Source organism: Nocardia sp. NPDC004151, from assembly GCF_042874235.1.
GTDB lineage: Bacteria > Actinomycetota > Actinomycetes > Mycobacteriales > Mycobacteriaceae > Nocardia.
In genome coordinates this window covers 377,416-402,815 of the sequence record NZ_JBIAMR010000002.1, presented here as the reverse complement: position 1 = coordinate 402,815, position 25,400 = coordinate 377,416, and the positions used below count along the sequence as shown (strand labels likewise).

Annotated in this window: 27 protein-coding genes; 19 read left to right on the top strand and 8 right to left on the bottom strand. The window is 68.9% G+C overall.

The window, feature by feature from the left end; genetic code table 11:
- The first annotated feature begins 258 nt into the window (after positions 1 to 258).
- The 6 genes from ACFYTS_RS05525 to ACFYTS_RS05500 all read left to right on the top strand — a co-directional run bounded on the left by ACFYTS_RS05525 (position 259) and on the right by ACFYTS_RS05500 (position 6,495).
- Positions 259 to 1,446 carry a hypothetical protein gene (locus ACFYTS_RS05525; protein WP_357279141.1) on the top strand — a complete coding sequence of 396 codons (1,188 nt, stop codon included), beginning with the start codon at positions 259 to 261 and terminating at the stop codon, positions 1,444 to 1,446.
- A 4-nt stretch (positions 1,447 to 1,450) separates the two neighbouring features.
- On the top strand, positions 1,451 to 2,701 hold the full coding sequence (locus tag ACFYTS_RS05520; protein WP_387301551.1) for a hypothetical protein: 1,251 nt from the start codon (positions 1,451 to 1,453) through the stop codon (positions 2,699 to 2,701).
- Positions 2,698 to 3,888, top strand: coding sequence for a hypothetical protein (locus ACFYTS_RS05515; RefSeq protein WP_387301549.1), 1,191 nt, complete (start codon positions 2,698 to 2,700; stop codon positions 3,886 to 3,888). The genes ACFYTS_RS05520 and ACFYTS_RS05515 overlap by 4 nt, the downstream gene beginning before the upstream one ends.
- Positions 3,889 to 4,074: 186 nt before the next feature.
- Positions 4,075 to 5,598, top strand: coding sequence for a serine/threonine-protein kinase (locus ACFYTS_RS05510; protein WP_357279148.1), 1,524 nt, complete (start codon positions 4,075 to 4,077; stop codon positions 5,596 to 5,598).
- Positions 5,599 to 5,745: 147 nt separating this feature from the next.
- Positions 5,746 to 6,285 carry a hypothetical protein gene (locus ACFYTS_RS05505; protein WP_357279151.1) on the top strand — a complete coding sequence of 180 codons (540 nt, stop codon included), beginning with the start codon at positions 5,746 to 5,748 and terminating at the stop codon, positions 6,283 to 6,285.
- Positions 6,286 to 6,318: 33 nt separating this feature from the next.
- Entirely contained in the window at positions 6,319 to 6,495 is a 177-nt protein-coding gene (locus tag ACFYTS_RS05500; RefSeq protein WP_357279153.1) for a DUF1737 domain-containing protein, read from the top strand.
- 12 nt (positions 6,496 to 6,507) lie between these two features.
- Here ACFYTS_RS05500 and ACFYTS_RS05495 read toward each other — a convergent pair whose 3' ends face one another.
- Positions 6,508 to 7,419, bottom strand: coding sequence for a helix-turn-helix domain-containing protein (locus tag ACFYTS_RS05495; RefSeq protein ID WP_387301546.1), 912 nt, complete (start codon positions 7,417 to 7,419; stop codon positions 6,508 to 6,510).
- Positions 7,420 to 7,526: 107 nt separating this feature from the next.
- Between ACFYTS_RS05495 and ACFYTS_RS05490 the strand changes: the two genes are divergently transcribed.
- The 8 genes from ACFYTS_RS05490 to ACFYTS_RS05455 all read left to right on the top strand — a co-directional run bounded on the left by ACFYTS_RS05490 (position 7,527) and on the right by ACFYTS_RS05455 (position 14,016).
- A complete protein-coding gene (locus ACFYTS_RS05490; RefSeq protein WP_387301544.1) occupies positions 7,527 to 8,741 on the top strand; it encodes a DUF445 domain-containing protein in 1,215 nt (404 codons plus the stop codon).
- Positions 8,742 to 8,958: 217 nt separating this feature from the next.
- Positions 8,959 to 10,380, top strand: a complete 1,422-nt coding sequence (locus ACFYTS_RS05485; RefSeq protein WP_357279160.1) for a short-chain fatty acyl-CoA regulator family protein — start codon at positions 8,959 to 8,961, stop codon at positions 10,378 to 10,380.
- A gap of 236 nt (positions 10,381 to 10,616) precedes the next feature.
- On the top strand, positions 10,617 to 11,009 hold the full coding sequence (locus ACFYTS_RS05480) for a hypothetical protein (RefSeq protein WP_387301542.1): 393 nt from the start codon (positions 10,617 to 10,619) through the stop codon (positions 11,007 to 11,009).
- The gene (locus ACFYTS_RS05475; RefSeq protein ID WP_357279164.1) at positions 10,999 to 11,844 is read left to right on the top strand and encodes a hypothetical protein; all 846 of its coding nucleotides are present in this window, start codon (positions 10,999 to 11,001) and stop codon (positions 11,842 to 11,844) included. The genes ACFYTS_RS05480 and ACFYTS_RS05475 overlap by 11 nt, the downstream gene beginning before the upstream one ends.
- A gap of 95 nt (positions 11,845 to 11,939) precedes the next feature.
- The gene (locus tag ACFYTS_RS05470; protein ID WP_357279166.1) at positions 11,940 to 12,383 is read left to right on the top strand and encodes a roadblock/LC7 domain-containing protein; all 444 of its coding nucleotides are present in this window, start codon (positions 11,940 to 11,942) and stop codon (positions 12,381 to 12,383) included.
- A gap of 23 nt (positions 12,384 to 12,406) precedes the next feature.
- The gene (locus ACFYTS_RS05465) at positions 12,407 to 12,778 is read left to right on the top strand and encodes a hypothetical protein (protein ID WP_387301539.1); all 372 of its coding nucleotides are present in this window, start codon (positions 12,407 to 12,409) and stop codon (positions 12,776 to 12,778) included.
- 251 nt (positions 12,779 to 13,029) lie between these two features.
- Complete coding sequence (locus tag ACFYTS_RS05460) at positions 13,030 to 13,251, top strand: DUF397 domain-containing protein (RefSeq protein ID WP_357097547.1); 222 nt, start codon at positions 13,030 to 13,032, stop codon at positions 13,249 to 13,251.
- Between the two features lie 48 nt (positions 13,252 to 13,299).
- A complete protein-coding gene (locus ACFYTS_RS05455; RefSeq protein ID WP_387301537.1) occupies positions 13,300 to 14,016 on the top strand; it encodes a hypothetical protein in 717 nt (238 codons plus the stop codon).
- Between the two features lie 4 nt (positions 14,017 to 14,020).
- Here the strand turns inward: ACFYTS_RS05455 and recG are convergent, their stop codons facing one another.
- Positions 14,021 to 16,288 (bottom strand): ATP-dependent DNA helicase RecG, encoded by a 2,268-nt coding sequence (gene recG / locus ACFYTS_RS05450; protein WP_387301535.1) that lies wholly within the window; start codon positions 16,286 to 16,288, stop codon positions 14,021 to 14,023.
- On the bottom strand, positions 16,289 to 18,376 hold the full coding sequence (locus ACFYTS_RS05445; protein WP_387301533.1) for a DAK2 domain-containing protein: 2,088 nt from the start codon (positions 18,374 to 18,376) through the stop codon (positions 16,289 to 16,291).
- Between the two features lie 225 nt (positions 18,377 to 18,601).
- Here ACFYTS_RS05445 and ACFYTS_RS05440 point away from each other — a divergent pair, with 225 nt between their 5' ends.
- The 4 genes from ACFYTS_RS05440 to ACFYTS_RS05425 all read left to right on the top strand — a co-directional run bounded on the left by ACFYTS_RS05440 (position 18,602) and on the right by ACFYTS_RS05425 (position 21,013).
- Entirely contained in the window at positions 18,602 to 19,339 is a 738-nt protein-coding gene (locus tag ACFYTS_RS05440) for a helix-turn-helix domain-containing protein (protein ID WP_387301531.1), read from the top strand.
- On the top strand, positions 19,327 to 20,040 hold the full coding sequence (locus ACFYTS_RS05435; protein WP_387301529.1) for an RNA-guided endonuclease TnpB family protein: 714 nt from the start codon (positions 19,327 to 19,329) through the stop codon (positions 20,038 to 20,040). Before ACFYTS_RS05440 ends, ACFYTS_RS05435 begins: the two co-directional genes overlap by 13 nt.
- Before the next feature lie 195 nt (positions 20,041 to 20,235).
- Positions 20,236 to 20,427, top strand: coding sequence for a 50S ribosomal protein L28 (rpmB, locus tag ACFYTS_RS05430; protein WP_011210730.1), 192 nt, complete (start codon positions 20,236 to 20,238; stop codon positions 20,425 to 20,427).
- An 85-nt stretch (positions 20,428 to 20,512) separates the two neighbouring features.
- Positions 20,513 to 21,013, top strand: coding sequence for a GNAT family N-acetyltransferase (locus tag ACFYTS_RS05425; protein ID WP_357279177.1), 501 nt, complete (start codon positions 20,513 to 20,515; stop codon positions 21,011 to 21,013).
- A gap of 16 nt (positions 21,014 to 21,029) precedes the next feature.
- Here ACFYTS_RS05425 and ACFYTS_RS05420 read toward each other — a convergent pair whose 3' ends face one another.
- From ACFYTS_RS05420 to ACFYTS_RS05410, 3 genes are read right to left on the bottom strand one after another with little or no spacing between them, the layout of a single operon-like run.
- Entirely contained in the window at positions 21,030 to 21,287 is a 258-nt protein-coding gene (locus tag ACFYTS_RS05420; protein WP_357279179.1) for a hypothetical protein, read from the bottom strand.
- A gap of 33 nt (positions 21,288 to 21,320) precedes the next feature.
- Entirely contained in the window at positions 21,321 to 21,998 is a 678-nt protein-coding gene (locus tag ACFYTS_RS05415; protein ID WP_357279964.1) for a uracil-DNA glycosylase, read from the bottom strand.
- Between the two features lie 47 nt (positions 21,999 to 22,045).
- Positions 22,046 to 22,984 (bottom strand): thiamine-phosphate kinase, encoded by a 939-nt coding sequence (locus ACFYTS_RS05410; RefSeq protein WP_387302071.1) that lies wholly within the window; start codon positions 22,982 to 22,984, stop codon positions 22,046 to 22,048.
- A gap of 188 nt (positions 22,985 to 23,172) precedes the next feature.
- Between ACFYTS_RS05410 and ACFYTS_RS05405 the strand changes: the two genes are divergently transcribed.
- Positions 23,173 to 23,859, top strand: coding sequence for a DUF3515 domain-containing protein (locus ACFYTS_RS05405; RefSeq protein WP_387301526.1), 687 nt, complete (start codon positions 23,173 to 23,175; stop codon positions 23,857 to 23,859).
- Positions 23,860 to 23,885: 26 nt separating this feature from the next.
- Here ACFYTS_RS05405 and ACFYTS_RS05400 read toward each other — a convergent pair whose 3' ends face one another.
- Entirely contained in the window at positions 23,886 to 24,182 is a 297-nt protein-coding gene (locus ACFYTS_RS05400) for a DUF6191 domain-containing protein (RefSeq protein ID WP_379101717.1), read from the bottom strand.
- A gap of 106 nt (positions 24,183 to 24,288) precedes the next feature.
- The gene (locus ACFYTS_RS05395; protein ID WP_357279187.1) at positions 24,289 to 25,386 is read right to left on the bottom strand and encodes a D-alanine--D-alanine ligase family protein; all 1,098 of its coding nucleotides are present in this window, start codon (positions 25,384 to 25,386) and stop codon (positions 24,289 to 24,291) included.
- Positions 25,387 to 25,400 lie beyond the last annotated feature (14 nt).

The following is a 25,400-nucleotide window of genomic DNA, read 5'->3' as shown; positions in this document are numbered from 1 at the left end:
ATTTGTGTTAATCACCGCGATACATGCCTGCCGGTGAGGGTTACGCGCCTCCGACCACGGAATTCGCCGCCGTGCTAACGGAGACCGGTCCGGCAGCGGCCGGGCGGGGCGCGCGGACCGAGACGTCACGGTGCCCGGATTGCCGCGCGATCGTGTCCGAGACCACACCCGGCGCGTCCGAAGGTGCGCGAGCAGTCGGGGCCGAAGGTGCGCGAGAAGTCTTGAGCGACGGTAAAATCCGCCCCGGGAGGAGGGGACGTGCGACTGTTCGCGGCGTTGATGGGCCTCACGATGGCGCTCGCGGCCGGAACCGGCTGCGCGAGCAATGTTCCCGGCCACCCGGTGCGGCAGCCGACCGATCCGGCGAGCCTGGAGGTCGGCAACTACCAGACCACGCCGCGCACGGTGGGAAATGCGAAGACCGGCAAGCAATCCCGGATCCGGGAGTCACAGCGGCTGTCGGACTACGTGGCGCTGCCGTTCGAGGCCGACCACGACTACGCCTACGAATGCTCCAACAATGTCCGCCCGCACGTCGTGACCAACCACAAGGGCCTGGGCGACATCGTCATCAACGACACCTTCGACGAGGTCGCCCACGATCTGCGCGGCGGCTGGGTGACCACCTGGTGCACCGGCGCGGGCAGGGAGGAGAAGCACCGCAGGCTCAGCATCGCGGTGCTGGAACTGCCCGACGCCGGGCGCGCCGCGGCGGTGGGGCCGGTGCTCGAGCACGACGACTTCACCTACAACACCGGCAATCAGCCGGTGCGGCTGGCCAAATATCCTGCGAGCACCGCGCATTGGCGGCCGACCGTGGCGTCGCTGGGCTCGTGGACGGTGCGCGACCGCTACGTGGTGTACATCAAGCTGGTGGACGAGCTGGCCGCCGCGCCGGATCTGGCGGATCTGAGCGCGCGCACCGAACGCATGCTCGACGTGGCGCTGCCGCTGCTCGACAAGTTCCAGCCCACGCCGGCCGACCAGTTCGAACACATTCCGCTCGATCCGGACGGCATTCTCGGCCGCACCCTGCCGACGAATCCGGAACTGCCGCTGCGCCCGGACCCGGACGGGGTGTACACCGGTCGCGGCTCGTTGCAGAGTCTCGACGGCACGGACCTGGAGTTCCTCACCATCGGCGATGTCGATCTGGTCGGCTACGGCGACGCGCTGGTGTTCCACAGCCGCACCGGCGCGGCGGCACGCGCCCTGTGGGACAAGTGGAATCCGGCCAAGGAATCCTCCGACAAGCATCGGGCCGTCGACCCGCCGCCACGCTTCCCCGGGGATGTCGGCTGCTTCGCGGATCTGGAGAACGGGCGGGTCATGTTCCACCAGTGCACCTTCCACGTGGACAAGTACACCGTGCAGGTCGGCGCGTCCAACCTGGCCGAGCTCTATCAGAAGACGGCCGCCCAGTACGTCCTGTTGACGAGCAGGTGAGCGGATGAGACGACTGCGGACGGTGGCGTTGGCGGCAGCAGCCGTGGCGGTGCTCGGCGCGGGGTACGCGGTCGGGTCGTGGCCGGTGTCCGGACACGCGGTACCCGGCATGACCGCGGCCGATCTGCCGAAACTGAAGGTCGGACCCTATCCGTCGGCCCCGGCGGAATTCGTGCCGTTCTACGGCACGGTCGCCGACGCGTACGCGATCGAATCGCGGCGCATGATGACGTATCTGGCCGGGCCCGACCGCATCGATCCCGACGTCCGGTATCTGGGCGGGGCCCGGCTGCTGAGCAGCTCCGGCGCCGATTTCGACGACGACAACGGGCCGTTCCCGAAGAACTGGCAGCCGGTCGCGGAACGCAATCGGCTCATCGCGGGCGCCTACATCTGGCGCAACAACGACAGCGTGCGGGCGCGCAAGCACATCACCCTCGCGATCCAGCGCTTCCCGACCGAGCAGGCCGCCCGCGCGGCCGTCGACGGGTACTGGGAGGCGTTGAACGCCCCTGGGCGGCACCCGATTCCGATCGACACCGCCGAGCTGCCCGCCGACACCCACGACAGTGTGCGAGCCTCCTCCCGCACCGACGAGAAGGGCGAGGTGGTCGCGGCGCGCGGCGTGTACGTGATCATCGGCCATGCCGTGATCCCGCAGAACGATCCGGCGGCGCTCGGCACCCGGCTGCGGGAGATGCTGCGCGCCCAGCTCACCGCGATGGCGGATCTGAAACCCACACCGCTCGAGGATCTTCCGGACCTGCCCGGCAATCCGGACACGATCTTGGATCTCACGCTGCCCAATCAGTACGACAGCTCCGACTCCGACCGGTCCGGGGGTCGCGGTCAGGGTGGGGTCTACACGCCTTCGGGCGCACTGCATTTCGAGCGCGACACGGCGGTGGCGCGGCCCGCGTTCGAGGCGGCCGGGGTGGATCTGGTCGCCCGCAACGGGGCGACCGTGTACCGCACCCGGGATCTGCAGGCGGCCTTCGGCTTACAGACCGCGCTGACCCGGCTGGGCCGCGACGACGACGAGGTCCCGAACCCCGGCGGTATCACCGACGCGCACTGCGTGCGGCTCGACGAACCCGAGCCGATCCGCGACGCCACCTATCTGTGCGCGGTGGTCTACGGCCGGTACGTGGCGGTGATCGGGGCGCAGGCCCGGTTCAGCGGCGGCGCGCCCGGCTCGTTCGAGCAGCGGGTGTCGGCGCAGTATTCGATGCTGGCCAGGAGCGGACAGCGATGAGGATCGCACGAGCGAGAACCCGGCTGCTGGCGCTCACGGTGGCGGCCGTGCTGGCCGGGGGCTGCGGGTCCGGCCCGACCGACCCCGCCGCGCCCGCGTCACCGGCCGCGACCGTCGATGTGTCGCAATTGGATCCGGGGAACTATCCGGTGGTGCCGCGGCAGATCACCACCATGAAGCCCGACATCAGCGTCGGGGACGTGGTGCAGGAGGCGATCCGGCTGGGCGAGCACGTCCCGCTGCCGCTGGAGATCGACGAGCGACTGGGCTACGGGTCCGCCGGGAGCGCGATCACCGCGGACTATCCGCCGATGGGGATCGACGGGTTCAACGATCGCGCGCCGGGGCTGATCGCGGGCTGGCAGACCGGTGGGCGGCATCGGTACGACACCTCGCTCGGACTGAACGTGCATCTCACCGTGCTGCGCTTCGGCAAACCCGCGCAGGCCGCGACCGCCGCAGATTTCCTTGCGTCACAGACGAATCCGGAATACCCGGACAAAGGTCCGGTGCAGATCCCCGGCTATCCGACCGCACGGGCCGCGCTCACCTCCCTCGAATGGGTGCGGGCCCTGTACCCGCAGGGCGAGTACCTGTACTGGCTGCACGTCGAGGACGACCTGACGGTTCCCGACGGTCCCGCATTCCTGATCGACGTGGCGAAGCGAATGCTGGACAAGGCCATCGAATCGATCCGGGACTATCGCCCCACCCCGCCCGACCAGCTGGCGGGCCTGCTCAGCGATCCCGACGATCTGCTCAGCCGCGTGCTGCCCGCGGGCAAGGGCCAGGTCCGGGCGAGCGAGGGACTGTACGGCCCGCACGCCGCCCTCACCCACGACGATCGACCGGCCGCCTCCCGCCGCGCGTACGCCGACGCCGGAATCGACGTGATGGCCAGTTCGCTCAGCAATATCTATCGGACGAAGGACGACGCGGCCGCCCAGCGCTTCATCGCCGCCTTCGTCGACGAACTGCTCGACCGGTACAAGCCCGTCGACCCGCCGCCCGGCCTGGCGACGGCACGCTGCCTGCAGTTGAAGGACGTCAAGTACGCCATCGGCGCGAAGTTCATGTGCTACCTGCCCTACCAGCGCTACGTGGCCGAGGTGTACGCCGACCAGTCCCAGGATCTGCGCCAACGGCTGTCGGCCCAATATCAGCTGCTCGCCTATGGCCACATCTGACGCTCGGCCGGGTCCGGCAATCGTTGCTACATTCCAAGGGCCTGGACAAGGGCGACAACCGATCTCGCGAGTTCGGGGTAACTCGCCGGGTACGCCCGAACGTGGTTCGGCACCGACCGCCGGCACGGACACGAAACCGGCAACGGCTATGAGCGGGCCACTGCAGGCCCGGAGAGGCGGATAAGCATGCCGTTGCGGCCCGGCACTGTTGTGGGCGGCCACCGGATCATCCGGGTGCTGGGCAGTGGCGGGATGGGGACCGTCTATCTGGTGCAGGATCCCATGTTCCCCGGGCGGCTCGACGCGCTGAAGGTGCTCAGCAACGATCTGTCGCACGACGAGGTGTATCGGGCGCGCTTCGCGCGCGAGGCGAATCTCGCTGCGGAGCTGGATCATCCGAACATCGTGACGGTCTACGCCCGCGGGGAGGAGGACGGGCGGCTGTGGATCGCCATGCAGTACATCCCCGGCACCGACGCCTCCGTGGAGTTGAAGCAGCACCCCGAGGGGATGACGCCACAGCGGGCGCTGCGCATCGTGACCGAGGTGGGCAAGGCCCTGGATTACGCGCATCGGCGCGGGCTGCTGCACCGGGATGTGAAGCCCGCCAACTTCCTGCTCTCCCGTGACGAGGACGCGCATCCGGGCGAGGAACGAGTGCTGCTCACCGATTTCGGCGTCGCCAAGTCGGTGACCGACGGCCGCGAACTCACCGCCACCGACGCCATGATGGCCACCCTCGCCTACGCGGCCCCCGAGCGGCTGGTCGCCGGGCCGCTGGATCATCGCGGCGATATCTACAGTCTCGGCTGCGCTTTCGTGAAGCTGCTCACCGGGCGTACGCCGTTCCCGGTGAATTCCATCGCCCAGGCCACGCTGGGTCACCTCCAGGATCCGCCGCCCGCGCTGGGCACGCTGCGCGCCGATCTGCCGCCCGCGCTGGACGCGGTGATCGCGAAGGTGCTGGCCAAGGATCCCGACGACCGCTACGCCACCTGCCGGGACTTCACCGAGGACGCCGCGCTCGCCGTGCAGGGCCGGATGCCCTCCGCGCCGCCGGTCGTCGAGTCCGAGCGGCCGACCGAGCGGATCACCCGGCCACAGCCGATCGGCTCGGGGACCCTGTCCACGACCCGCGGCGCCCGCACCACACGCCGGCGCGCCCTCGCGGTGGCGGCGGCCGTTGCGCTGCTGGGTGTTTCCGGCACCGCGGTCTACCTGGCCACGCACCAGGATTCCGGCGGCGACCCCGTCACCCAGACCACCTCCACCCCCAGCGATTCCCCGGCCCAGGTCCGCGCCGCGCATCCGTCGTTCCTCAACAAGACGGTGGCCGCCTACAACCTCGGCGACAGCTCCCTGTCCGTCGACCTGGATTCGAGCGAGCAGGCGAAGTTCCTGCAGGACATCGGCTTCCGCTACGCCACCGACTTCCGCGCCAAACCCGACGAAGCCTCCCCGCGCCCGTTGTCCGCGTCCGGCGAGATGGTCCCCGACGTCGATCTGGTCATCGTCGTGCGCACCGACAAGCAGGCCGGCAACGGCGGCCTGCGGGGCCTGCCGAGTTCCTTCCTGTCCTCCAACCTCACCCACGCCCGTCTGGTCATCGTCGACGACCCGGCCACCGCGCAGGCCTTCCAGAGCTGGACCCCGAATTCCACGGATGTCGCGATAGCCAAGATCGTCCCCGCCATCGCCAAGGTCCTCTGACCCCTCCCCCGCACCGCTTCCCGGAAGTCCCTGCGCGCCAGCGTGATCCGCGTCTCACGTAGCGTTGGGCGGCCAGGCGCAACTGCGCCACTGCGGTTGGCGCGCCCCCGCCATCCTGTTACGCTCCGGCCCGAACAGGAGGTCGTGGTGCTCGGAAGACGGTGGGGGATCCTCCGATACCTGCTGGTAGCAGTCGTATTCGTGCTGGCGGGTTGCGGTTCGTCCCCGGCATCCCAATCCGACCCCGGCTCAACCCCTTCCGCCCACTCCAACCGCGACGTGTGCACCCGCATGCTCGACTTCTTCCACACCACGTTGGGTGTCCCCGAAGCCCAGGTGGCCGAACTCAGCCAAGGCACCATCAACGCCACCATCGGCATGAACGGCTCCTGCTACCTCAACCTCAAGCCCCGAGCCCCCTACGTGGCCTGGCTGACCCTCCGCAATATGCGCAAACCAGACCACACCGACCCCGAAGGCGGCCGCTATCACCGCCTCGACGGCTTCGACGAGGAAGTCTGGCGTTCCGCCGACGACTCCTTCCTCACCCGAATCGGCACCTGGGAAGGCATGATCGCGATCGACGACAAGATCGCCGCCACCAGCTCGGTCCCCCTGAAGATGACCGACGCCAAAGTCCGCGACACCATCACCTTCTTGATCGCCACCACCCGCGAACTGCAATAGGTGCCCGAACAGGCGCCGTCCTAGGCTGACGTGATGACCGACCAGCCTGTGTTGCGCTACCGCCTGATCACCGGTCCCGATGACGCGACGTTCTGTGAGCGGATCAGTGCGTTGCTGGAGCAGGGATATCGCCTGCACGGCTCGCCCGCCGTCACATTCAATGGGGTCTCTGTCATTGCCGCGCAGGCGGTGGTGTGGGGCGAAGGCTGATCGCCGGGCGGGTCAGGAGGGGAAGCGGCGGGTTCGGGAGGGGATGGATTCGAGGCCGTCGCCTATGCGGCGGGCGGCTGCCGAGAGTTCGGCCAGGTAGTGGCGGCGTTCGGGGCGGGTGACGTCGGGGCGGAGGGGGCCTATCTGGAGTTCCATGACGGCGTGGCCGCTGTCGTCGAAAACCGGGGCGCTCATGTAACTGAGGGGGAGGGTGGCTTCGGAGTCGAAGGTGGGCTGGTCGTAGGCGCTGCCGCCGAAAGTGGCCAGCTGGGCGAGGACTCGGCCGCGGAGGTCCTTGTCGCCGGGGTGTTCGGCCAGGTGGGTGGCCACGTCGGAGAGGACCCGGAGGCCGGGCAGGCTGTCGGGTTCGAGGCGCCAGGCGCAGTAGCCGGCGGTGCGCAGGGTGTCGAGGACGGCGCGATATTCGTCACGTCGTTCGGTGCCGCGGGTGTCGAGCCAGTCGCGTTGGCGGACCGCGCCGGTGTGGGCGATGATCGCGGCGCCGGCGGGGGCCAGCAGGGGGATGCGGACGCCGGATTCCATGCCGACGGTGAGGCGGTCGCGGGTGACGGCGACGAATTTGAGGTGGCCGCCGCTGAGCGCGGTGAGGGCGGCGCCGCAGTTCACGCGGTCGGCCAGTTCCTCCAATTCGCGCTCCAACCAGGCACGATCGTGGCGGCCAGCGGCGGCGCGGGCGCCGATGGCGGCGAGGCGGCCGCCCAGTTCGTAGCTGAGGTCGGGGAGGCGGCGGACCCAGCCGCGGTCGGCCAGGGCCGCCAGGATGGAGCCCGCGGTGGAGCGGTTCAGGCCTAGGGTGTCGGCGATCTCGGCGGCGGTGAGCGAGTCGCGTTGGGCGGCGAGCAGTTCCACGATGGCCACCACCCGCTGAGTGGGGGGCGAACTCTCGGTCTTGCCTGTGGGCACCACGGTCTCCTAGCCTGAGCCGCGGCACAAATAGCCGTACGGCTGGGTACGAATAGTCGCATCGAGGAGCAGGGCATGGCAACCAGGGCACAGGGGCCGAGCGGGTCGTGATCGCGGATTTCGCCGACCACTGGCTGCTGTACTGTTCCATCCCGCTCGTCGCGGCGCTCATCGGCTGGGTGACCAAGATCGTCGCCGTGCAGATGCTCATGAAACCGCTCGAGTTCAAGGGCATCCCACCGTGGCTGGGCTGGCAGGGCGTCATCCCCCGCTCCGCGCCGCGCATGGCCACCATCGCCGTGGACCTCATGTTCGGCAAGCTGATCGATCCGCAGGACATCATCGCCCGCATCGACATCGGCGAACTCACCACGCGCCTGCGCGAACCCCTCGACGCGGGCGTCGACCACATGGTGCGCACCATGATGATGAAGCACGAGCCGCGGCTGTGGGTGAACATGCCCGAGGCCGCGCAACGCGCCATCATCGAACGCGCGCAACGGGATCTGCCGCAACTGATCGAGGACGTCGTCTTCGACCTGCGCACCAATCTCGACCAGGTGATGGACCTGCGCGGCATGGCCATCAGCGCCCTGGTCGAGGACAAATCGCTGCTGGTGGAGATGGTGCGCCGGGTCGGCAACAACGAGCTGCGCTTCATCGTGCGCTCCGGGCTGATCTTCGGCACCGTACTGGGTTTCGTGCAGATGTTCACCTGGTCGCTGACCCACAACCCGTTGCTCATGCCCGCGTTCGGCGGTTTCACCGGTCTGCTCACCGACTGGCTGGCGCTGCAGATGATCTTCCGCCCGATCCGTCCGGTCGGTATCGGACCGTTCAAGTGGCAGGGCCTGTTCCACAAGCGGCGCGAGCAGGTCTGCACCGACTACGGCGACCTGATCGCCACCGAGATCCTCACCCCCGCACGCATTCTCGAGGCCGTCCTCCATGGCGAACGAGCCGACCGGTTGGCATCCCTGCTGAGCCGCCACGTCAGCGAGTTCCTGGAACTACAGACCGGCCCGGCCCGGCCGCTGGTCATGATGGTCGCGGGCGACAGCTACACCGCCATCGAACGCGACGCGGTCACCTTCGTCCTCGACCACATCAAGGCCGCCGCCCACTCCGGTTTCGACCAGCACGCCATCGAGGCCCTCGATGTCCGCAGTCTGGTCATCGAGAAGACCAAGCAGTTGTCCGACGACGAGTACGAGGGCCTGCTGCGCCCCGCCTTCAAGCAGGACGAATGGAAGTTGGTCGCGATCGGCGCGGTGCTCGGATTCCTGGTCGGCGAACTCCAGGTTCACCTGATTCTGGGGTGAGTCCGCCGATTTCGGGGCACTTTCCGACCGCCGTTCCAGCCCGTCGGCGTGGCGTTGGTCGTACTATGGGCACTCGCGCGCAAAACCGCCGGTAGTCTCGAATTCGCATGCTACGCATGCTGGACGGCACGGTGAAGTACCACGCAGCGTCGGCGAAATCGCCGCGAGTCTCCTCAAATTGCGATGTTTGCGAATCCGAATCGGTACCATCCCCCACGTGCGCAAGATGTATGCGGGGGCCCGACTACGGCGGTTGCGCGAGGAACGGCGGATGACCCAGGCGGCCTTGGCCAAATCTCTGGACCTGTCGCCCAGCTACCTCAACCAGCTCGAGCGTGATCAGCGACCGCTCACGATTCCCGTGCTGCTCAAACTGAATTCCACCTTCGACCTGGACGTGCAGTTCTTCGCGGCGGACTCCGACGCGCGGCTGGTCTCGGACCTGCACGAGATCCTGGTGGAGGCCGCGGGCGGCAATGCCGCGCCGGTGGCCGAGGTCGAGGATCTGGCCACCCGCATGCCCGAGGTCGCGAAAATCGTTGTGGCCATGCATCGCCGACTACGGGCCGCGACCGACCAGCTGGATCTGTTGTCCTCCAAGGTGGCCACCCCCGCCGGCGTGCCCGGCGTCGCGATGCCCTACGAGGACGTGCGCGACTTCTTCTACGATCACCACAATCACATCGCCCAGCTGGACCTGGCCGCCGAGCGGCTGTTCGAGGAGAGCGGGCTGACCATCGGCTCCCTGGACCGCCAGCTGGCGCGGGTGGCCGAGGAACGCGCGGGCGTCACCGTCCTGGTGCGCGGCGACGGGGCCGACCCGAACATCCCCAAGCGCCACTACGAACCCGAGACCCGCACGCTCACCCTGGCCCGCCGGCTGCGGCCGGGGCAGCGCGCCTTCCAGATCGCCACCACCCTGGCCTTCCTGCTGCACGGCGCGCTGCTCGACGAGGTGCTCGACGAGAACCCCGCCCTCAGCGGCGAATCCCGCACGCTGGCCCGGATCGGGCTGGCCAACTACTTCGCGGGGGCGCTGATCCTGCCCTACGGCAAGTTCCTGCGCTCGGCCGAGGAACTGCACTACGACATCGACCTGCTGGGCCTGCGCTTCGAGGTCGGCTTCGAGACCGTCTGCCACCGCCTGGCCACGCTGCAACGCCAGGGGCAGCGCGGCGTGCCGTTCTTCCTCATCCGCAGCGACCGGGCGGGCAATATCTCGAAACGCCAGTCCGCCACCGCCTTCCACTTCTCCCGGGTCGGCGGCAGCTGCCCGCTGTGGGTGGTGCACGAGGCGTTCGACCAGCCCGGCCGGATGCTGTCGCAGGTGGCGTCCATGCCCGACGGGCGGCGCTACCTGTGGGTGGCCCGCACCACCGCGCCCACGCCGAGCGGGTTCGGCGGTGCCGGAGGGGAATTCGCCATCGGACTGGGCTGCGATATCGAATACGCGGACCGCCTGGTCTATTCACGCGGCCTGGAGATCGAGGATCCCGCCGCGGCCGTACCCATCGGAGCGGGCTGCAAGGTGTGCGAGCGCCCGTCCTGCGCCCAGCGCGCCTTCCCGCAGATCGGGCGGCCGCTGGCGATCGACGAGCACACCAGTTCGGATCTGCCGTACCCCCGTCTGCCCCACTGAGTCCGGACAGCCGGAAGCGAGGCTTGCATCATGCTTGCCCTCATCCATTTTGGATATCCATTTCGCCCGATTTCATCAAATACCGAAAGGTATTAATACTGTCTAGCATTCTTGATCGCGCACCTGGAAAATCATGAGTTACCCGGATTAATCCGGCGTTTGCTCCCCATCCCCCGCCCATCCTGTGTAGCGTCTGGATTCGCTCGAATATTTCCCGGAACAAGCGGTGGGCGGCAGTGATCGGTATCGACGGATGCCTCAAACGCATCATGGACATTCCCGGTGCATGCAGCGTCACCCTCGTGGACGGCGCGAGCGGGCTGGCCATCGCCGCCGCCGGTCGCCACGACGTCGTCGATCAACACGAAGATGCTGCTGCCGCAACCGATGTCGTACGCTCGGTGCTCACCTCCCCGGCCATGGCCACCGGCCGCTCCGGCGACGACATCAGCGAGATCATCGTGTGCGGAACCGGCGGATATCACCTGCTGAATTTGATCGACGGCGATTTCGACGGACGGCTTTTCGTGCACGTTCTCTTCGACGGCGACACCGGCAATCTCGCCATGGCCAGGTACCAGCTGCGGATAATTCTCGCCGAATTCTCCGAGGATGATCATGGACAGTGAACTCGTCATCGAACTACGACGACTGGAACAGCAACGCGGCACCGGCGTACTCACCGTGGGCGATGGCGCATTTCATCTCGTCGAGGGCGCGATCGTGGCCGCCGATTGCCGGCGCACCACCGGACTCGATCGCCTGGCGATAACCGCCGGGCTCACCGACGCCGAGGGCTGGCGCCGCGCCCGGTCCGGAACCCCCGACCAGTTACCGACCGGCCCGCGGCTGGAAACCCTTGCGCTGCTGTCGGTCTTCGATGCCGCCTACCTATTGCTGGCCGCGCCCGCCCGGGTGGAGTTCCGAGAAGGGCCGGCGCACTGGCTGGCCCACACCTGCCGCATCACCCCGGGCGCGCTCATCCACGAATGCGCCCGCCGTGGCGACCCCAGCGCCGGCGTGTGGCCGGTGGAGCTGGTGGATCGCGTCGCCGTGGTCCCGGTGCGACGAGTGCAGCGGCGGCGGGTGGTGCTCACCGGCGGCCAGGCCGAGGTGCTCGCCGCGGTCGACGCCCGCCGCACCATCACCGGGCTCGGCGAGGATCTGGGCCGCACCACCTACGGCTGCCTGCTCGCGGTGCGCGAACTCACCGCGGCGGGGCTGATCGAGGCGCCGGTCATGGTGGCCCTGGCCGACCACATCGGCGCCGTCACCGAGCCGGACCGGCAACCGGCCGAACGATCCCCCGCCCCGGACGAGAACTCCGCGGCGGCAGCGAATTCCGCCCCGCCGCTGCGCCGCCGGGTGTCGCAGGCCGCGGCGGTCGCCGTCCCCGACCGCTGGGAACCGCCCGACCGGGACGTCCTCATCCGGCTACGGGCGGCACTGGAGGAACTGGCATGACCGCGAACGGATAGGGAGGCGGCCTTGGAGGAGCTCGCGTGACCGCGCGGCGAAGGCGGCTCGGCGGATTGATAGGAAGGTTGACCAAAGTGGCGATGTCCGGCCCAGAACCGAACACGCAAGTACACAGGGAGCTGAAGGCGCTGCGGGACCGGGTGCCGCAGTTGACCGGCACGCTGGTGGCATCCACCGACGGGCTGCTCATCGCACACGATCTGCCCTCGCACATCGAGCCGGCGGGCATGGCGGCGCTCACCGCCGCACAGCTCTCGCTCTCGCACCGGCTCGCCGCGACCGCGCACGGCGGCGGCTTCCACGAGGTGGTGGTGCACGGCGAGAGCGGCGACGTCGTCATCTACGCCGTGGGCTGGACCGCCTCGCTCACCGTGCTCGCCGGGCCCGGCACGAATATCGGCCGCGTGCACCTGGAATCGCGGCCCACCGCCCGGGCCATCGCCGACCATCTCGCGGCCGTCACCGGCGACGCCGATCCGGCCGCCGCGCTGCCGCCCGGAACACAGACTTCGAACCCCAAGTGAAACACCGATTGAAAGGAAACCCCATGTCCAACATGGATATCGCACTGAAGGACATGATGGTGATCGACGGCGCGATCGGCGCGGCCGTGGTCGACTACAACAGCGGCATGGCGCTCGGCATGCTCGGCAGCTCCAAGGCGCTGGACCTCCAGGTCGCAGCCGCGGGCAACACCGAGGTGGTGCGGGCCAAGATGCGCACCATCGACCAGCTCGCCATCAAGGAGGAGATCGAGGACGTCCTCATCACCTTGAGCAGCCAGTATCACATCATCAGGCCGATGACCGGACGGAAATCCAAGGGCCTGTTCCTGTATCTGGCGCTCGACCGCACCCGGGCCAACCTGGCCATGGCCCGCCACCGCCTCAAGGGCATCGAGGAAGACCTCGAGGTGTGACCCGTTCCGCGCCGAACCCGGGTGCCCGTACGGGCGAATTCGCCGAATCCCCGTACGGGCGAACACCACTCTGAATCCCCATGACGGATCACCGTTTTGACAGTCGATACCGGGCACACTTCCAGCACCGAGCCGGTAGTGTGAACCGCGTCAGCCGATGCCAGACGGCGTTGTCCCGCATCGAGGACCCCGGCTGCTCGTCTTCGCCTCGCGTCCGAACCCGACTGTGAAAGGACGAAGGGAACCCGCTCATGACTACCAAGGCAGATCTGCCGGACGGACTGCAGATGCGGACCAGCACCGTCGGCGGCGCCAACGGCAGCTGCGTGCAGGTCGGCTACTGGCCCGGCCGCGGCATCGTGGTCGCCCACAGCAAGGAGGGTAGCAACGGCGCGGTGCTGCTCTTCACCGTGCGCGAGTGGGAATCCTTCATCGAGGGCGTCAAGGCCGACGAATTCCCCGCCGCCGTTTAGCCCGGCGAAGGGGACGTCCACGCCACGGACGGGCTAGGTTCGGTGGCTGTGGCGTTCGAATACCGGGTCGGTGACATCCTCGAGCTGTCCTGTCCGTTCACCGCGGCACGGGTCACCGAGCTGACGGCGGACCAGGTCCGCGTCGAATGGCCCTGGTGGGCCGATGATCCCGACGGCGACGGCTGGAACGGCGTCGTCACGGTGCCGACCGGACCCGGCGCACCCGGCTGGGAACACGAGCTGTTCCGAATCCGGCCCGCCGACGGCGAACTCGCGGCCGACGCGCCGTGCCGGGTCGGGATTCCGCCGACCCTGGTTCGCGTGACCGGGCTGCGCGAGCACGAACCGCCCCGCGCCATCGGCTGGCTGCCCCGGCCGCGCCGGGAGATCGCCTACCTACGTGCCGGTCTCGCCGACGAGCCCGGAGCAACCGATCAGGAACCGGTGTTCGATCCCGACGACGGCATCCCCCGGACCGTCGAATTGCGGTTCCGCCCCTACGCTTTCCTCGAACCGGGCGACGAGGTCGCCGACTCCTCCGGCCGCGCCTGGCGTTTCGGCGGGCCCTGGGACTGGCAGCCGTTCGGCCCGGCCCACACCGACGAACCGAGCTGGCCGCTGATGCTGCTCACCCGCGACGGCGACAGTGACGACGCCGCCGCGGTGGACGTCACCGAGGCCACGCTGTCCGGCTCGCACGAGGAGGAGATGGCGCGGTGGCGCGAACTCGCCGGCCTGACCCCCGACGACGCCACCGCCGAATAGTCCGTCAGGACTTGGCCAGATACTCCAGACGTTCGCCATCCACGGCCGCGCGCATCATGCCCGCCAGACCCGGATGGTTCTTCAGACCTGGATCCGAGGACACGATCTCACGCGCCACTTCCTGTGCGGCGGTGATGACCTCGAGGTCGTCCAGCAGCGACAGCAGGCGCAGGCTGCGGGCGGTACCGGACTGGGCCGAGCCCAGCACATCACCCTCACGACGCTGTTTGAGATCCAGGACCGCGAGTTCGAAGCCGTCGGTGGTGCCCGCGACCGCCTCCAGCCGGGCCATGGCCGTCCCCATCGGATTGGTCTCGGTGATCAGCAGGCACAGACCCGCGTGCTTGCCACGCCCGACCCGGCCGCGCAGCTGATGCAACTGGCTGACGCCGAAGCGATCCGCGTCCACGATCACCATGACGGTGGCGTTCGGGACATCGACACCGACCTCGACCACCGTGGTGCAGACCAGCACATCGATCTCGGCGTCGTTGAAATCCCGCATGACGCGGTCCTTCTCGTCCGCGGGCAGCCGGCCGTGCAGCAGGCCGACGCGCAGATCCTTGAAGGGGCCCGCCGCGAGCATCTCGTACATGTCGACGGCGGAATGGGTGGTGGGGCCTTCCTTCTCCTCCCCGGCTTTCGCCTTGCGGCCCTTGCCCTTCCCGTTCTCCTCCTCGTCGCCGATGCGCGAGCACACCACATAGGCCTGCCGACCCTGCGTCACCTCTTCGTGGATGCGCTCCCACGCGCGATCCACCCACGCCGGTTTCACCTTGGCGGGAACGACTTTCGACGTGATCGGCGACCGGCCGCGCGGCAGCTGGGTCAGCACCGAGGTCTCCAGATCACCGAGGGTGGTCATGGCGATGGTGCGCGGAATCGGCGTCGCGGTCATCACCAGCAGGTGCGGGCTGGCCGCGCCTTTCGCCTTGGCGCGCAGGGCATCCCGCTGCTCGACACCGAACCGGTGCTGCTCGTCGACCACCACCATGCCCAGGTCGAAGAACTCCACATTGTCCTGGATCAGGGCGTGGGTGCCGATCACCAGACCGGCGTCACCGGTCACCGCGTCCAGCAGGGCGGCCTTCTTCTGACCCGCCGACATCGAACCGGTCACCAGCACGATCTTGGTGGCGTTCTCGTCCGCGCCCAGCTCACCCGCCGTCCCCAGATCGCCGAGCATCTTCGACAGCGACCGATAGTGCTGGGCGGCCAGGACTTCCGTGGGCGCGAGCAGCGCGCATTGCTGACCGTTGTCCACCACCTGCAGCATGGCGTGCAGGGCCACGATGGTCTTGCCCGAACCCACCTCACCCTGCAACAGCCGATGCATGGGGTGCGGACGCGACAGGTCCGCGGAGATCTCGTCGATGACCGCGCGCTGCCCCTCGGTCAGCTCGAACGGCAGCCGCTTGTCGAAGGCGGCGGCGATGCCGTCGGTGCGCGGCGGGCACGGCTTCGCGGTGCGGCCCTCGGTCTGATGGCGGCGCTCGGCCAGCACCAGCTGCAGGGCCATCGCCTCGTCGAAACGCAGCCGGCCGCGGGCGGCCTCGATATCGGCTTTGTGCTCGGGTAGGTGGATCAGGCGCAGCGCGTCCGACACCGGCAGCAGCGAATGCTCGGTGCGCAGCGATTCCGGGAGCGGGTCGTCGATCGGGTCCAGCTGATCGAGCACCTGCCGGATGCAGCGCAGCAGATCCCAGCTCTGCACCTTCGCCGTCGACGGATAGACCGGGATGAACTCGCGCTCGAAGAACGAGACATCCACTCCCCCAGCGCCTTTCGCGGTCTGCGCCAGGCCGCGCAGCGCGCCGCCGCCACGCACCGAGGTGAGGTTCTCGATCGACTCGCCCTGCTCGGGCAGGATCAGATAGTCGGGGTGTGAGAGGTTCCAGCGGTCCGGCCGCCACCAGTGCACGGTGCCCGACATCATCGCCCGCACACCATCTTTCACCAGATAGCGGACCTTGTCGCCATTGAAGAAGGTGATCTCCACCGGGCGCGGGCCGCCGGTGTCCAGGTTCACCTTGAGCAGGCTGCCGCGACGGTTCTTCATCGGGCGCAGATCGGTCTTGGTGACCCGGCCCATCACCGTGATGTGCTGGCCCTCCTCCGGCTGCTCCTCGGTGAGCGGCTGCCCCTGGGTGGCGTAGCGCAGCGGATAGTGCCGCAGCAGATCCTCGACGGTCTGCATGTCGAAGTGCTCCTGCAGCGATTCCGCCGCCTTCACCCCGAGCACGTGATCGAGCCGATCAGCCAGCGTCGCCATCTATTCCACCCCGATCTGCACCAGGTCACCGGCCTGACCGCCCGGGTACACCACCACTTCCACACCCGGGAAGCCCGCCGCCACATGCGCGGTCAAGTCGTCGGAAAGCCCCTCGGGCGCATCGCCGCCCAGGAGCATGGTCACCAATTCCCCGCCCAGGCCCAGCATTCGGTCCAGCAGCGTGCGACCGGCGGCCCGTACATCGGAATCGATGACCACCACATCGTGGCCGGCCAACCCGAGCCCGTCGCCCGCGCCGCACATCCCCACCATGGTCAGCGCGCGCTCCGGCGCGACCCGCAACGCACCCCACCGGGTTCCGGCCGCCGCCTCCGACATGGCGAACGCGTCATCGGCCGCGACCCGTCCGGCATCGTGCATCGACAACGCCGCCAGGCCCTGCACCATCGACGCGCACGGCAGCATCAACACCTCCCGCCGGCCGTCGCGCGCCGCCACACTCACCGCCACCAGCTCGTGCGCGGGCAAGGCCCCGTTCGGCAACACCAGCACCTCCCGATGCGGCATTCGCCGAATCGCCTCGAGCAGCACCTCCGCGGTGACCGCCCCCTCGATCACGACCGCCCCCGCGTCCTCGAACAACCGCACCGCCCCGGCCCCGGACGCCACCGCCAGGATCGCCCGATCCGCCTTTCCCCGCGGCGCATGCCCGGAATCGTCGAGGATCTCGATCCGAATCCCGGTCACCGCCCCCGCGACCAGCCCGGCCTCGACAGCAGCGCCCGCGTCACCGCAGTGCACATGCGCGGACCAGGTATCGGCGCCGTCGCCCACGACCACCACCGAATCGCCCAGCTCCGCCAGCCGATCCCGCAGCACACCGACGCGCGGTTCATCCGTCTCCCGCACCAGGAACATGACCTCGTAGTGCGGCACCGCGGCCCATGCGGCCCGCGGGCGGTGCGACCCCGAACCCGACTCGGTCATGCCCGAACCCGATCCGGCTACGTGCGAACCAGGCCCGAAAGCACGCGAATTCGGTACGGCCACAACAGAACTCGTCGCCTCATCACCGGAATTCCCGATGCCACCGGCTGCCGCGGTCGGCGCACCCGCACGCGGGCTCGACACCACTCCGGCCACGCCCGAATCGACGGAGTCGGTGTCGATCTCACGATCGGCGTCGTCCTCGGCGCCGAAGCCGGGCGGAACAGCCGCCGCAGCGGCGGAATCCCCGCCCGCCCGGCGATGCCTCTCATCCGGCCGGTGCGCCGGTCGCTCGTCGGGCGCACCGCGCCGGTAGACCGGCCGGGCGGGCGCTCGACCTCCGGCGGCCGCCACCAATTCGTCCAGCAGCACCAGTAATCCGCGCGCCCCGGCGTCGACGACCCCGGCTTCCCGCAGCACTCCCAATTGCGCGGGCGTCTCCCCCAGCGCCTTGGCCGCCCCGTCCGCCGCGGCCAGCGCCACCGCGAGCAGATCCCGGTCCGTGGCCTCGGCGGCGCGCTCGGCGGCCCGGTCCAGCACGGTGAGCATGGTCCCCTCGACCGGCGAACTCAGTGCCTCCCGCACCAACCGCGCCGCCCGCCGCAGCGCCACCCGCAACGCCCGCTCGGTCAGCGGCCCCTCGGCCACCGCGTCCGCGATCCCCCGCAAAACCTGCGACAGGATGATCCCCGAATTCCCGCGCGCCCCGAAGGTCGCCGCGCGCGCCATGGCCGCCGCCACGGTCCGAGCCGGCAGCCCCCGCTCACCCGACAGCCGATCCGTGGGCGCCACCTGGTCACCGTCGAGCCGACCGTCCCCGCCGCGACCACGCTCCGCCGCGGCGGCCGGCCCGCTCTCCTCCATCTCGCCCGGTTCGGTTGCCCGGTCCGGGGCGGGGACGATCGCACGAACGGCGGCGTCGGCGGCGCGCACCGCTTCCTCCGCCCCGTAGACGGCCGCCCGCATGGTGGCGAGCAGGTTGGTGCCGGTGTCGGAGTCGGCGACGGGGAAGACATTGAGGGCGTTGATCTCGTCCCGGTGGCGTTCCAGGGCGGTGAGGGTGAGGCGACCCCAGTTCAACAGGGCCGTACCGTCGAGCGCGTCCGCTACCCCGGGCACCGTCACCGTCCTTCCGCTCACGTCGTGAAATCCCCTCGCCAGCCTAGTCGGGGCAACCGACACCGCACCCTCGCCTGACATTCGCACACCGCATACGAACCCGATGCCAGGGATTCGAGCTGCTGGGCGATTTGGGCTAATTTGTGGTGTTCTGCGAAATTTCGCGCCGTCACCAAGCGAATCGGTGTGGCGTGTCGACTGGTTGGGGTTTGCCGTGTCGCCGAGGAATTACCTAGCCTCGAACACGTGAGCGAAACCGGGCCCGAGACCGCGTCACCAGAGGTGGTGTCGGAGCCGACGGTGCAGGCCTACCGGTTCGCGCTGGAACCGACCAGCGATCAGGAACAGTTGTTGCGGTCCCATTGCGGGGCAGCCCGTTTCGCCTACAACTGGGGCCTGCGCCACGTCCTCGCCAACTGGGACCAACGTGCCGCAGAAACCAGCTACGGGATCGCAGCCGAACATCTCACCCCCCGAGTCAGCACGTCTGCCTACAGCTTGCGCAAGGCGTGGAACGCCGACAAGGACCGGGTCGCGCCCTGGTGGATAGAGAACAGCAAGGAGTCTTACGCGAGCGGACTCGCCCAACTTGCCACCGCGTTCGCGAACTACACCGCCTCCAAGCGTGGTGTCCGCGCCGGGCCACGGATGGGACTCCCGCGCTGGAAGAGAAAGCAATCCCGGCCCGCGTTCACTGTGACCACCGGGTCCTACGGCCTCGCCGAGGGATGTCGCCGGGTGAAGATTCCGCGCATCGGGTTGGTGCGGACCGGGGAATCGACCCGCAAACTCGCGCGGCGGTTGGTGAACGGGACCGCCCGGATCGGGTCGATGATCATCTCGCGGCGGGGCGGCCGCTGGTGGGTGTCGTTCACCGTCCACGTGCAGCGCCGTGACCGGCCGCCTGTCCGGCCCGATGCGCGGGTCGGGACCGATGTCGGCGTGAAAGCCCTCGCGGTCACTCCCAACCGGTGCCGGGAGTGACCGATACTGAAGGGCGGGTGCTCAATCCACGCCACTATCAGCGGGTGCAGCGGGCTCGGCGGCGTCTGGCTCGTGCTCGTGCCCGCCGTCGAGGGCCCGACCACCGCCGTGGGGTGCCACCGTCACGACGATGGTGCAAGGCGAATGCGAAGGTGGCCAGGCTCGAGACGCGGGTCGCTGCGATGCGCCGTGACGGCCTGCACAAACTCACCACCGCGCTCGCGGCCCGGTTCGGCAACATCGTTGTGGAGGATCTGAATGTGGCGGGGATGCTGAGGAATCGGTGCCTGGCCACACATATCGCTGATGCCGGGTTCGGTGAGTTTCGTCGCCAACTCAGCTACAAGACCCTCCGCCATGGTGGTCGTCTGTTGGTGGCGGATCGGTTCTTCCCGAGTTCGAAAAAGTGTTCATCCCCCTCGTGTGGTGCGGTGAAAGCCAAACTGGACCTGTCGGAGCGGGTGTTCATCTGTGACAAATGCGGGCTGATACTGGACCGCGATCTCAACGCCGCCCGGAATTTAGCGGTGTTGGCGTCCTCGCAGAGTTGCGGCGGGACGGAAAACTTGCCCGATGGAAACCATGTCAGACCCGGTTCGCCGGGCAGTGGTATTGCCACGGGAAGACCCGAGACTGTGGTTGCGGGTCAACCCTGCTCGAGCAATCGGGCAGGTCACGGACCGGAACTACATATTCCGTGAACGGCTGATTGGACACGCCCGGGACGGGTTGGCTACTCTTGGGCGGTTGCCTCACGCAGGCACGGTCCTGCTCGCTCAGGCATCGGCATGCGTTCACCGGCTCTCAGCCGGTAGGTACGGTCCAAGACATTAGGCTTTCGGACACGCTGTACGTCGTGCAGCGGGTCCCTCTATGACATGAAGGAGCTCGCGACTATGGCTGCCGTCTGTGACGTCTGCGCCAAGGGCCCCGGCTTCGGTAAGTCGGTTTCGCACTCGCACCGGCGCACCAACCGTCGCTGGAACCCGAACATCCAGACCGTGCGCGCCCAGGTTGCCCCCGGCAACACCCGCCGCATGAACGTCTGCACCTCCTGCCTGAAGGCGGGCAAGGTCGTTCGCGGCTGATAAGCGCTTTTCGTCGGAAGCCCCGGCACCCACAATGGGTGAACCGGGGCTTTTGCCGTTCCAGGGACGAGACAGGGTGGCAACCATGGGTGAGTGGCAGGTCGTTCCACTCGAACCGAAGTATGTCCACAGCATGTCCGAATGCCACATAGCCTGCTGGCGGGAGGCGTATCGGGGACTGGTGCCTCAGCACGTGCTCGACGCCTTCGACGTGGAGCGGCGGGCGGCCGCGTGGAACCGGATCCTGTTCGAGTACCCGGGGCGGATCCGGGTCGCGGTGCTCGACGACGGCGCCGTCATCGGCTTCGCGGGCAGCGGCGAGAATCGCGAGGAGTCACCCGCCGCCGAATACGAGCTCAGCGCCCTCTACGTGCGCGCGACCTATCACGGCACGGGCGTGGCCCAGGCGCTGATGGACGAGGTGCTGCCGGAGACCGGCGACATCGCGCTGTGGGTGTTCGAGGAGAACCCCCGCGCGCGGGCCTTCTATACGAAATACGGCTTCGAACCCGACGGCGAACGCCGAGTCGAAGCCTTCTCTCCCGCAATGCAAGTGCGGATGGTGCGCCGGGCCCTGACGGGGTGAGGCCCGGCGCCGCGGTTCAGGACGCGCCGTTGAGGCAATCCACCTGCTGGCTGATCGACTGCAGCAGGCACGCCGTCCGCGAGGTGACGTTGGACGAGAGTCCGCTCACGCTGTTGGTGTCGAGCAGGCTGCCGACGGGCTTGACCGAGGTCGTGGACTCGGGGACGTAGGGGTCCAGGGTCAACGGCTCGGCGTTGGCGATGGCCGGGGCCGAGGCCAGCGCGGCACCGGCGGCCAGAGCGACGAAAACACCACGGGCAGTCTTCTTCTGCATACACATGCTCCTGAATCAGGTAACGGATCAGCGCTACGGCAGACGCCAGTCGACCGGCGCGGCCCCCAGGGTACCCAGCAATTCGTTGGTTCGGGAGAAAGGACGGGATCCGAAGAATCCCCGCGAAGCCGACAGCGGTGACGGATGCGCAGACTCGATGTACGGAGTATCGCCCAGCATCGGCTTCAGCGTGGACGCGTCGCGGCCCCACAGGATCGCCACCAGAGGCTGGTCACGGGCAACCAGCGCGCGAATTGCCTGCTCGGTCACCGCTTCCCAGCCCTTGCCGCGATGCGAGGCCGGCTGGCCCGGCTGTACGGTCAGCACGCGGTTGAGCATGAGCACGCCCTGATCGCACCACGGCGACAGGTCACCGTTGGACGGCATCGGCAGGCCGAGGTCCTTGGTCAGCTCGGAGTAGATATTGGTCAGGCTGCGCGGAATCGGCGAAACGTCCGGGGCCACCGAGAAACTCAGGCCCACCGGATGCCCCGGCGTCGGATACGGATCCTGACCCACGATGAGTACCCGCACCTTGTCGAACGGCCGCTGGAAGGCCCGCAGCACGTTCTCCCCCTTCGGGAGATAGCCACGCCCCTCGGCGTTTTCGACTCGCAGGAATTCACCCATCGCGGCAATACGGTCGGCCACCGGTTCGAGGGCCTCGGCCCAGCCCGTATCGATGACTTCCGACAGTGGTTTCGCGCCCATGTCGGGAAAACTTATCGTGTCGAGTTTCATCGCGGTACCGGACCCTGCTATACGAAGGAATCCCAACCGGCAGGTCCGGTTCGGGAGGTTCCGTCCACCGTCACGCCCTCGCCCGCGACAACTCGGCCGACGCGTCGCCAGCCCTCCGGCACCTCGCTCGAATCGGCGAAGGTCGCGGCGAAGGCGTGGTCCTCGCCACCCGCCAGAATCCAGTCCAGCGGGCTGACGCCCAGCGCCTTGCCGACCGCCTCCAACTCCGGGTCCGCCAGGGCGGCGGACTCCAGATCGATGGACACCCGCGAGGATTCGGCGATATGCCCGAGGTCGGCCAGCAAGCCGTCCGACACATCGGTGAGCGCGGTGATCTCCGCGGTATCGGGCAGCTCCAGCACCGCGTCGTACGGGGGCCGCGGAACCCGGTGCGCGGCAACCACGTCCGCGAACTCGAGCTTCCCGGCCGTGCCCGCGGACAGCACCGCGAACCCCGCGCCCGAATGACCCAGCGGCCCGGCCACCGCCACCACATCGCCCGGCCGCGCACCCGACAACCTGATCGGCGCGCGGCGCGGATCCCCGAAGGCCGTGACGCTGATGACGATCAGCGGACTGCGCACCATGTCGCCGCCCGCGATGGACGCTCCCGCCCGCCCGGCCTCGGCCCACATCCCGTCCGCGAGCGCGCGCACGAATTCGACCGGCGTCTCCGCGGGACAGCCCAGCCCCACCACGAACGCGCTCGGCACCGCGCCCATGGCCACCACGTCGGCGGCGTTCTGGGCGATGGCCTTGCGGCCGATCTCCTGCGGGCTCGACCAGTCGGTCCGGAAGTGCCGGTCCTGCACCAGCATGTCGGTGGTCACCACGAACCGGCCCTCGGGCGCGGCGATCACGGCGGCGTCGTCACCCGGGCCCAGCAGCACGCCCGGCGTCTGCGTGCGCCCCGCGTTCACCAGCGCGATGAGCCCGAACTCGCCGAGCTCGCCCACGGTGCGGGCGGCCGGAACGGACTGCGGATCGCTGGCGGTGGTGATGGCGGTCTCCTTCGGGGCGAGTGTGATGCGGGCGGCCGACCGCTCGACGGTACCCTCGAACCCGCAATCGACGACCAGCAGCCGGGCAGCACACCGCGAGGATGCGCACACCCGGCACGGCACGATCGGGGATCGACGACCGGATGAGCAACGACACCCGCGGCACCGAAGCGGACAACACCGACGCGGCGGCGCCCGACGCCCTCGAGGACGCGGCGGCCGAGACGCCCGCCACCGAGGCCGACGCCGACTCGACGCCGGAGTCCGCGAACGCCGGGGACGCCGAGTACGAGATGCGTCGCTCGCCCGCGCTCATCGCCACCGCCGTCGCACTGCCGGTCGCCCTGGTCGTCGGACTGATCGTCATGGGCGTGCTGGCCAACCGGCACCACAGCCGCGACCCGCTGGCCCTCGGTTCGGTGCCCGCGCCCGCGGCCGCCGGACCCGAATGCACCGCGCTGCTCCCCGCCCTGCCCGACAAGATCGGCGACTACACCACCGCCGAACTGATGCAGCCCGCGCCGCCCGCCACCCATGCCTGGCAGCTGCCCGACGGCGGCGACGCCATCGTGGTGCGCTGCGGGCTGGACCGGCCGCTCGAATTCACCAAGTCCTCGCCGTTGCAGGTGGTGAACGGGGTCAACTGGTTCGAGCTGCGCGACCAGACCAGCGGCGTCACCTCCGGCACCTGGTGGGCCGTGGACCGCGGCACCTACATCGCGCTGACCATGCCCGACAATGCCGGAGCGACTCCGCTGCAGGAGGTTTCGGAGGCCATCAAGAAGGCCATGCCCGAGAAGCCGATGGATCCGAACCCGATCCCCAACTGACAGATATATACGGAGAAGGCGGTCGCTCAGAGCTTGCGGAGCGTGGCCTTCCCGGCGGTGAGGTCGACCTCGGGTCCCTCGTCGCCGTCGCCCGGATTCTCCCGGTGCATGAGCACCGACTGCCGCTGTTCCATCTCCAGCCGCTTGCCGGAGCTGAAGGCCGCGTCGAACTGTTCCAGGCCGATGGCCGCCGCGCCCCGGCCGTCCTCGTTCCGCATCCACGGCAGCGCGGTGCGCCCGGTCAGCTTGCGATACGCGACGTCGGCGAAGGCCACCGCGATGATCAGCAGGGCCAGACCGGGAATCGTGAGGGCGACGAGCACACCGTCGAGGCTACGCGCGGGCCGGGCCGCCGGCATCGCCCCGCGGTCGCACGCGAACGGCCCGGTCCATCATCCGAAATGATGAACCGGGCCGTCTGCGACGAGGTCAGCGCAGGCCGGTGCCGCGGGCGCGGGCGGTCTCGATGAGGGTGCTCACCAGGGTCCGGTTGTCGATCCCCGCGGCCTCCCACATACGCGGGTACATGGAGATCGAGGTGAAGCCGGGCATGGTGTTGATCTCGTTGATGACCGGCCCGTCGGCGGTCACGAAGAAGTCGACGCGGGCCAGGCCCTGGCAGTCCAGGGCGCGGAAGGCGCGCACCGCGAGGTCCCGGATCTCCTGGGACACAGCGTCGTCCAGCTTGGCGGGAACGTCGAACTCGCAGACGTCGTCGAGGTACTTGGTGTCGAAGTCGTAGAAGTCGGGGGCCTGCGCGTCGTCCTCCGGCATCCGGATCTCGGCCACCACGCTGGCTTCCACCCGGCCGTCCGGGAATTCCAGCACGCCGCACTCGACCTCACGGCCGACGATCCCGGCCTCCACGATCACCTTCGGGTCGTGGCGGCGCGCCTCCTCGATGGCGGCGTCGAGCAGGTCCCAGCTGTCCACCTTGGTGATGCCGATGGAGGAGCCGCCGCGGGCGGGCTTCACGAACACCGGCAGGCCCAGGCGATCGCGGTCGGCGGCGGAGACGGTCGCGACGCCGGGACGCAGCACGATCTGCACGCCGATCGGAAGACCCTCGGCCGCAAGCAGTTTCTTGGTGAATTCCTTGTCCATGCCGGCCGCGCTGGCCAGCACGCCCGGACCGACATAGGGCAGTTCGGCCAGTTCCAGCAGACCCTGCAGCGTGCCGTCTTCACCGAACGCGCCGTGCAGCACCGGGAACACGATGTCGACGGCGCCGAGCACGGTCTCCGCACCGTCCAGCGGCACCAGCGCGCCCGCGCGCGAGGGATCCGCCGTCAGCGCCAGCGCGGTGCCCTTGTCGTCGACCATGGGAAGCGCCCGATCCCGCGCGGACAGCGTCCGCGGGTCGGCGTCACCGAGCACCCAGGTGCCGTCCCGGGTGATGCCGATCGGAACCGCCTCGTAGCGTTCCGGATCGAGGCTCGCCAACACGGTGCGCGCGGACACACACGACACCCCGTGCTCGTTGCTGCGGCCGCCGAACACCACCGCCACCCTGGTCCTGTTGGTCATGCCCCGAACCGTAC

Bases quoted from the DNA above. Each gene is read 5' to 3' on its own strand.
- ACFYTS_RS05395 (WP_357279187.1), bottom strand. From the start codon at position 25,386: ATGACCAACAGGACCAGGGTGGCGGTGGTGTTCGGCGGCCGCAGCAAC.
- rpmB (WP_011210730.1), top strand. From the start codon at position 20,236: ATGGCTGCCGTCTGTGACGTCTGCGCCAAGGGCCCCGGCTTCGGTAAG.
- ACFYTS_RS05425 (WP_357279177.1), top strand. From the start codon at position 20,513: ATGGGTGAGTGGCAGGTCGTTCCACTCGAACCGAAGTATGTCCACAGC.
- ACFYTS_RS05415 (WP_357279964.1), bottom strand. From the start codon at position 21,998: ATGGGCGCGAAACCACTGTCGGAAGTCATCGATACGGGCTGGGCCGAG.
- ACFYTS_RS05465 (WP_387301539.1), top strand. From the start codon at position 12,407: ATGTCCAACATGGATATCGCACTGAAGGACATGATGGTGATCGACGGC.
- ACFYTS_RS05405 (WP_387301526.1), top strand. From the start codon at position 23,173: ATGAGCAACGACACCCGCGGCACCGAAGCGGACAACACCGACGCGGCG.
- ACFYTS_RS05475 (WP_357279164.1), top strand. From the start codon at position 10,999: ATGGACAGTGAACTCGTCATCGAACTACGACGACTGGAACAGCAACGC.
- ACFYTS_RS05520 (WP_387301551.1), top strand. From the start codon at position 1,451: ATGAGACGACTGCGGACGGTGGCGTTGGCGGCAGCAGCCGTGGCGGTG.
- ACFYTS_RS05515 (WP_387301549.1), top strand. From the start codon at position 2,698: ATGAGGATCGCACGAGCGAGAACCCGGCTGCTGGCGCTCACGGTGGCG.
- ACFYTS_RS05500 (WP_357279153.1), top strand. From the start codon at position 6,319: ATGACCGACCAGCCTGTGTTGCGCTACCGCCTGATCACCGGTCCCGAT.
- ACFYTS_RS05470 (WP_357279166.1), top strand. From the start codon at position 11,940: ATGTCCGGCCCAGAACCGAACACGCAAGTACACAGGGAGCTGAAGGCG.
- ACFYTS_RS05460 (WP_357097547.1), top strand. From the start codon at position 13,030: ATGACTACCAAGGCAGATCTGCCGGACGGACTGCAGATGCGGACCAGC.
- recG (WP_387301535.1), bottom strand. From the start codon at position 16,288: ATGGCGACGCTGGCTGATCGGCTCGATCACGTGCTCGGGGTGAAGGCG.
- ACFYTS_RS05510 (WP_357279148.1), top strand. From the start codon at position 4,075: ATGCCGTTGCGGCCCGGCACTGTTGTGGGCGGCCACCGGATCATCCGG.
- ACFYTS_RS05420 (WP_357279179.1), bottom strand. From the start codon at position 21,287: ATGCAGAAGAAGACTGCCCGTGGTGTTTTCGTCGCTCTGGCCGCCGGT.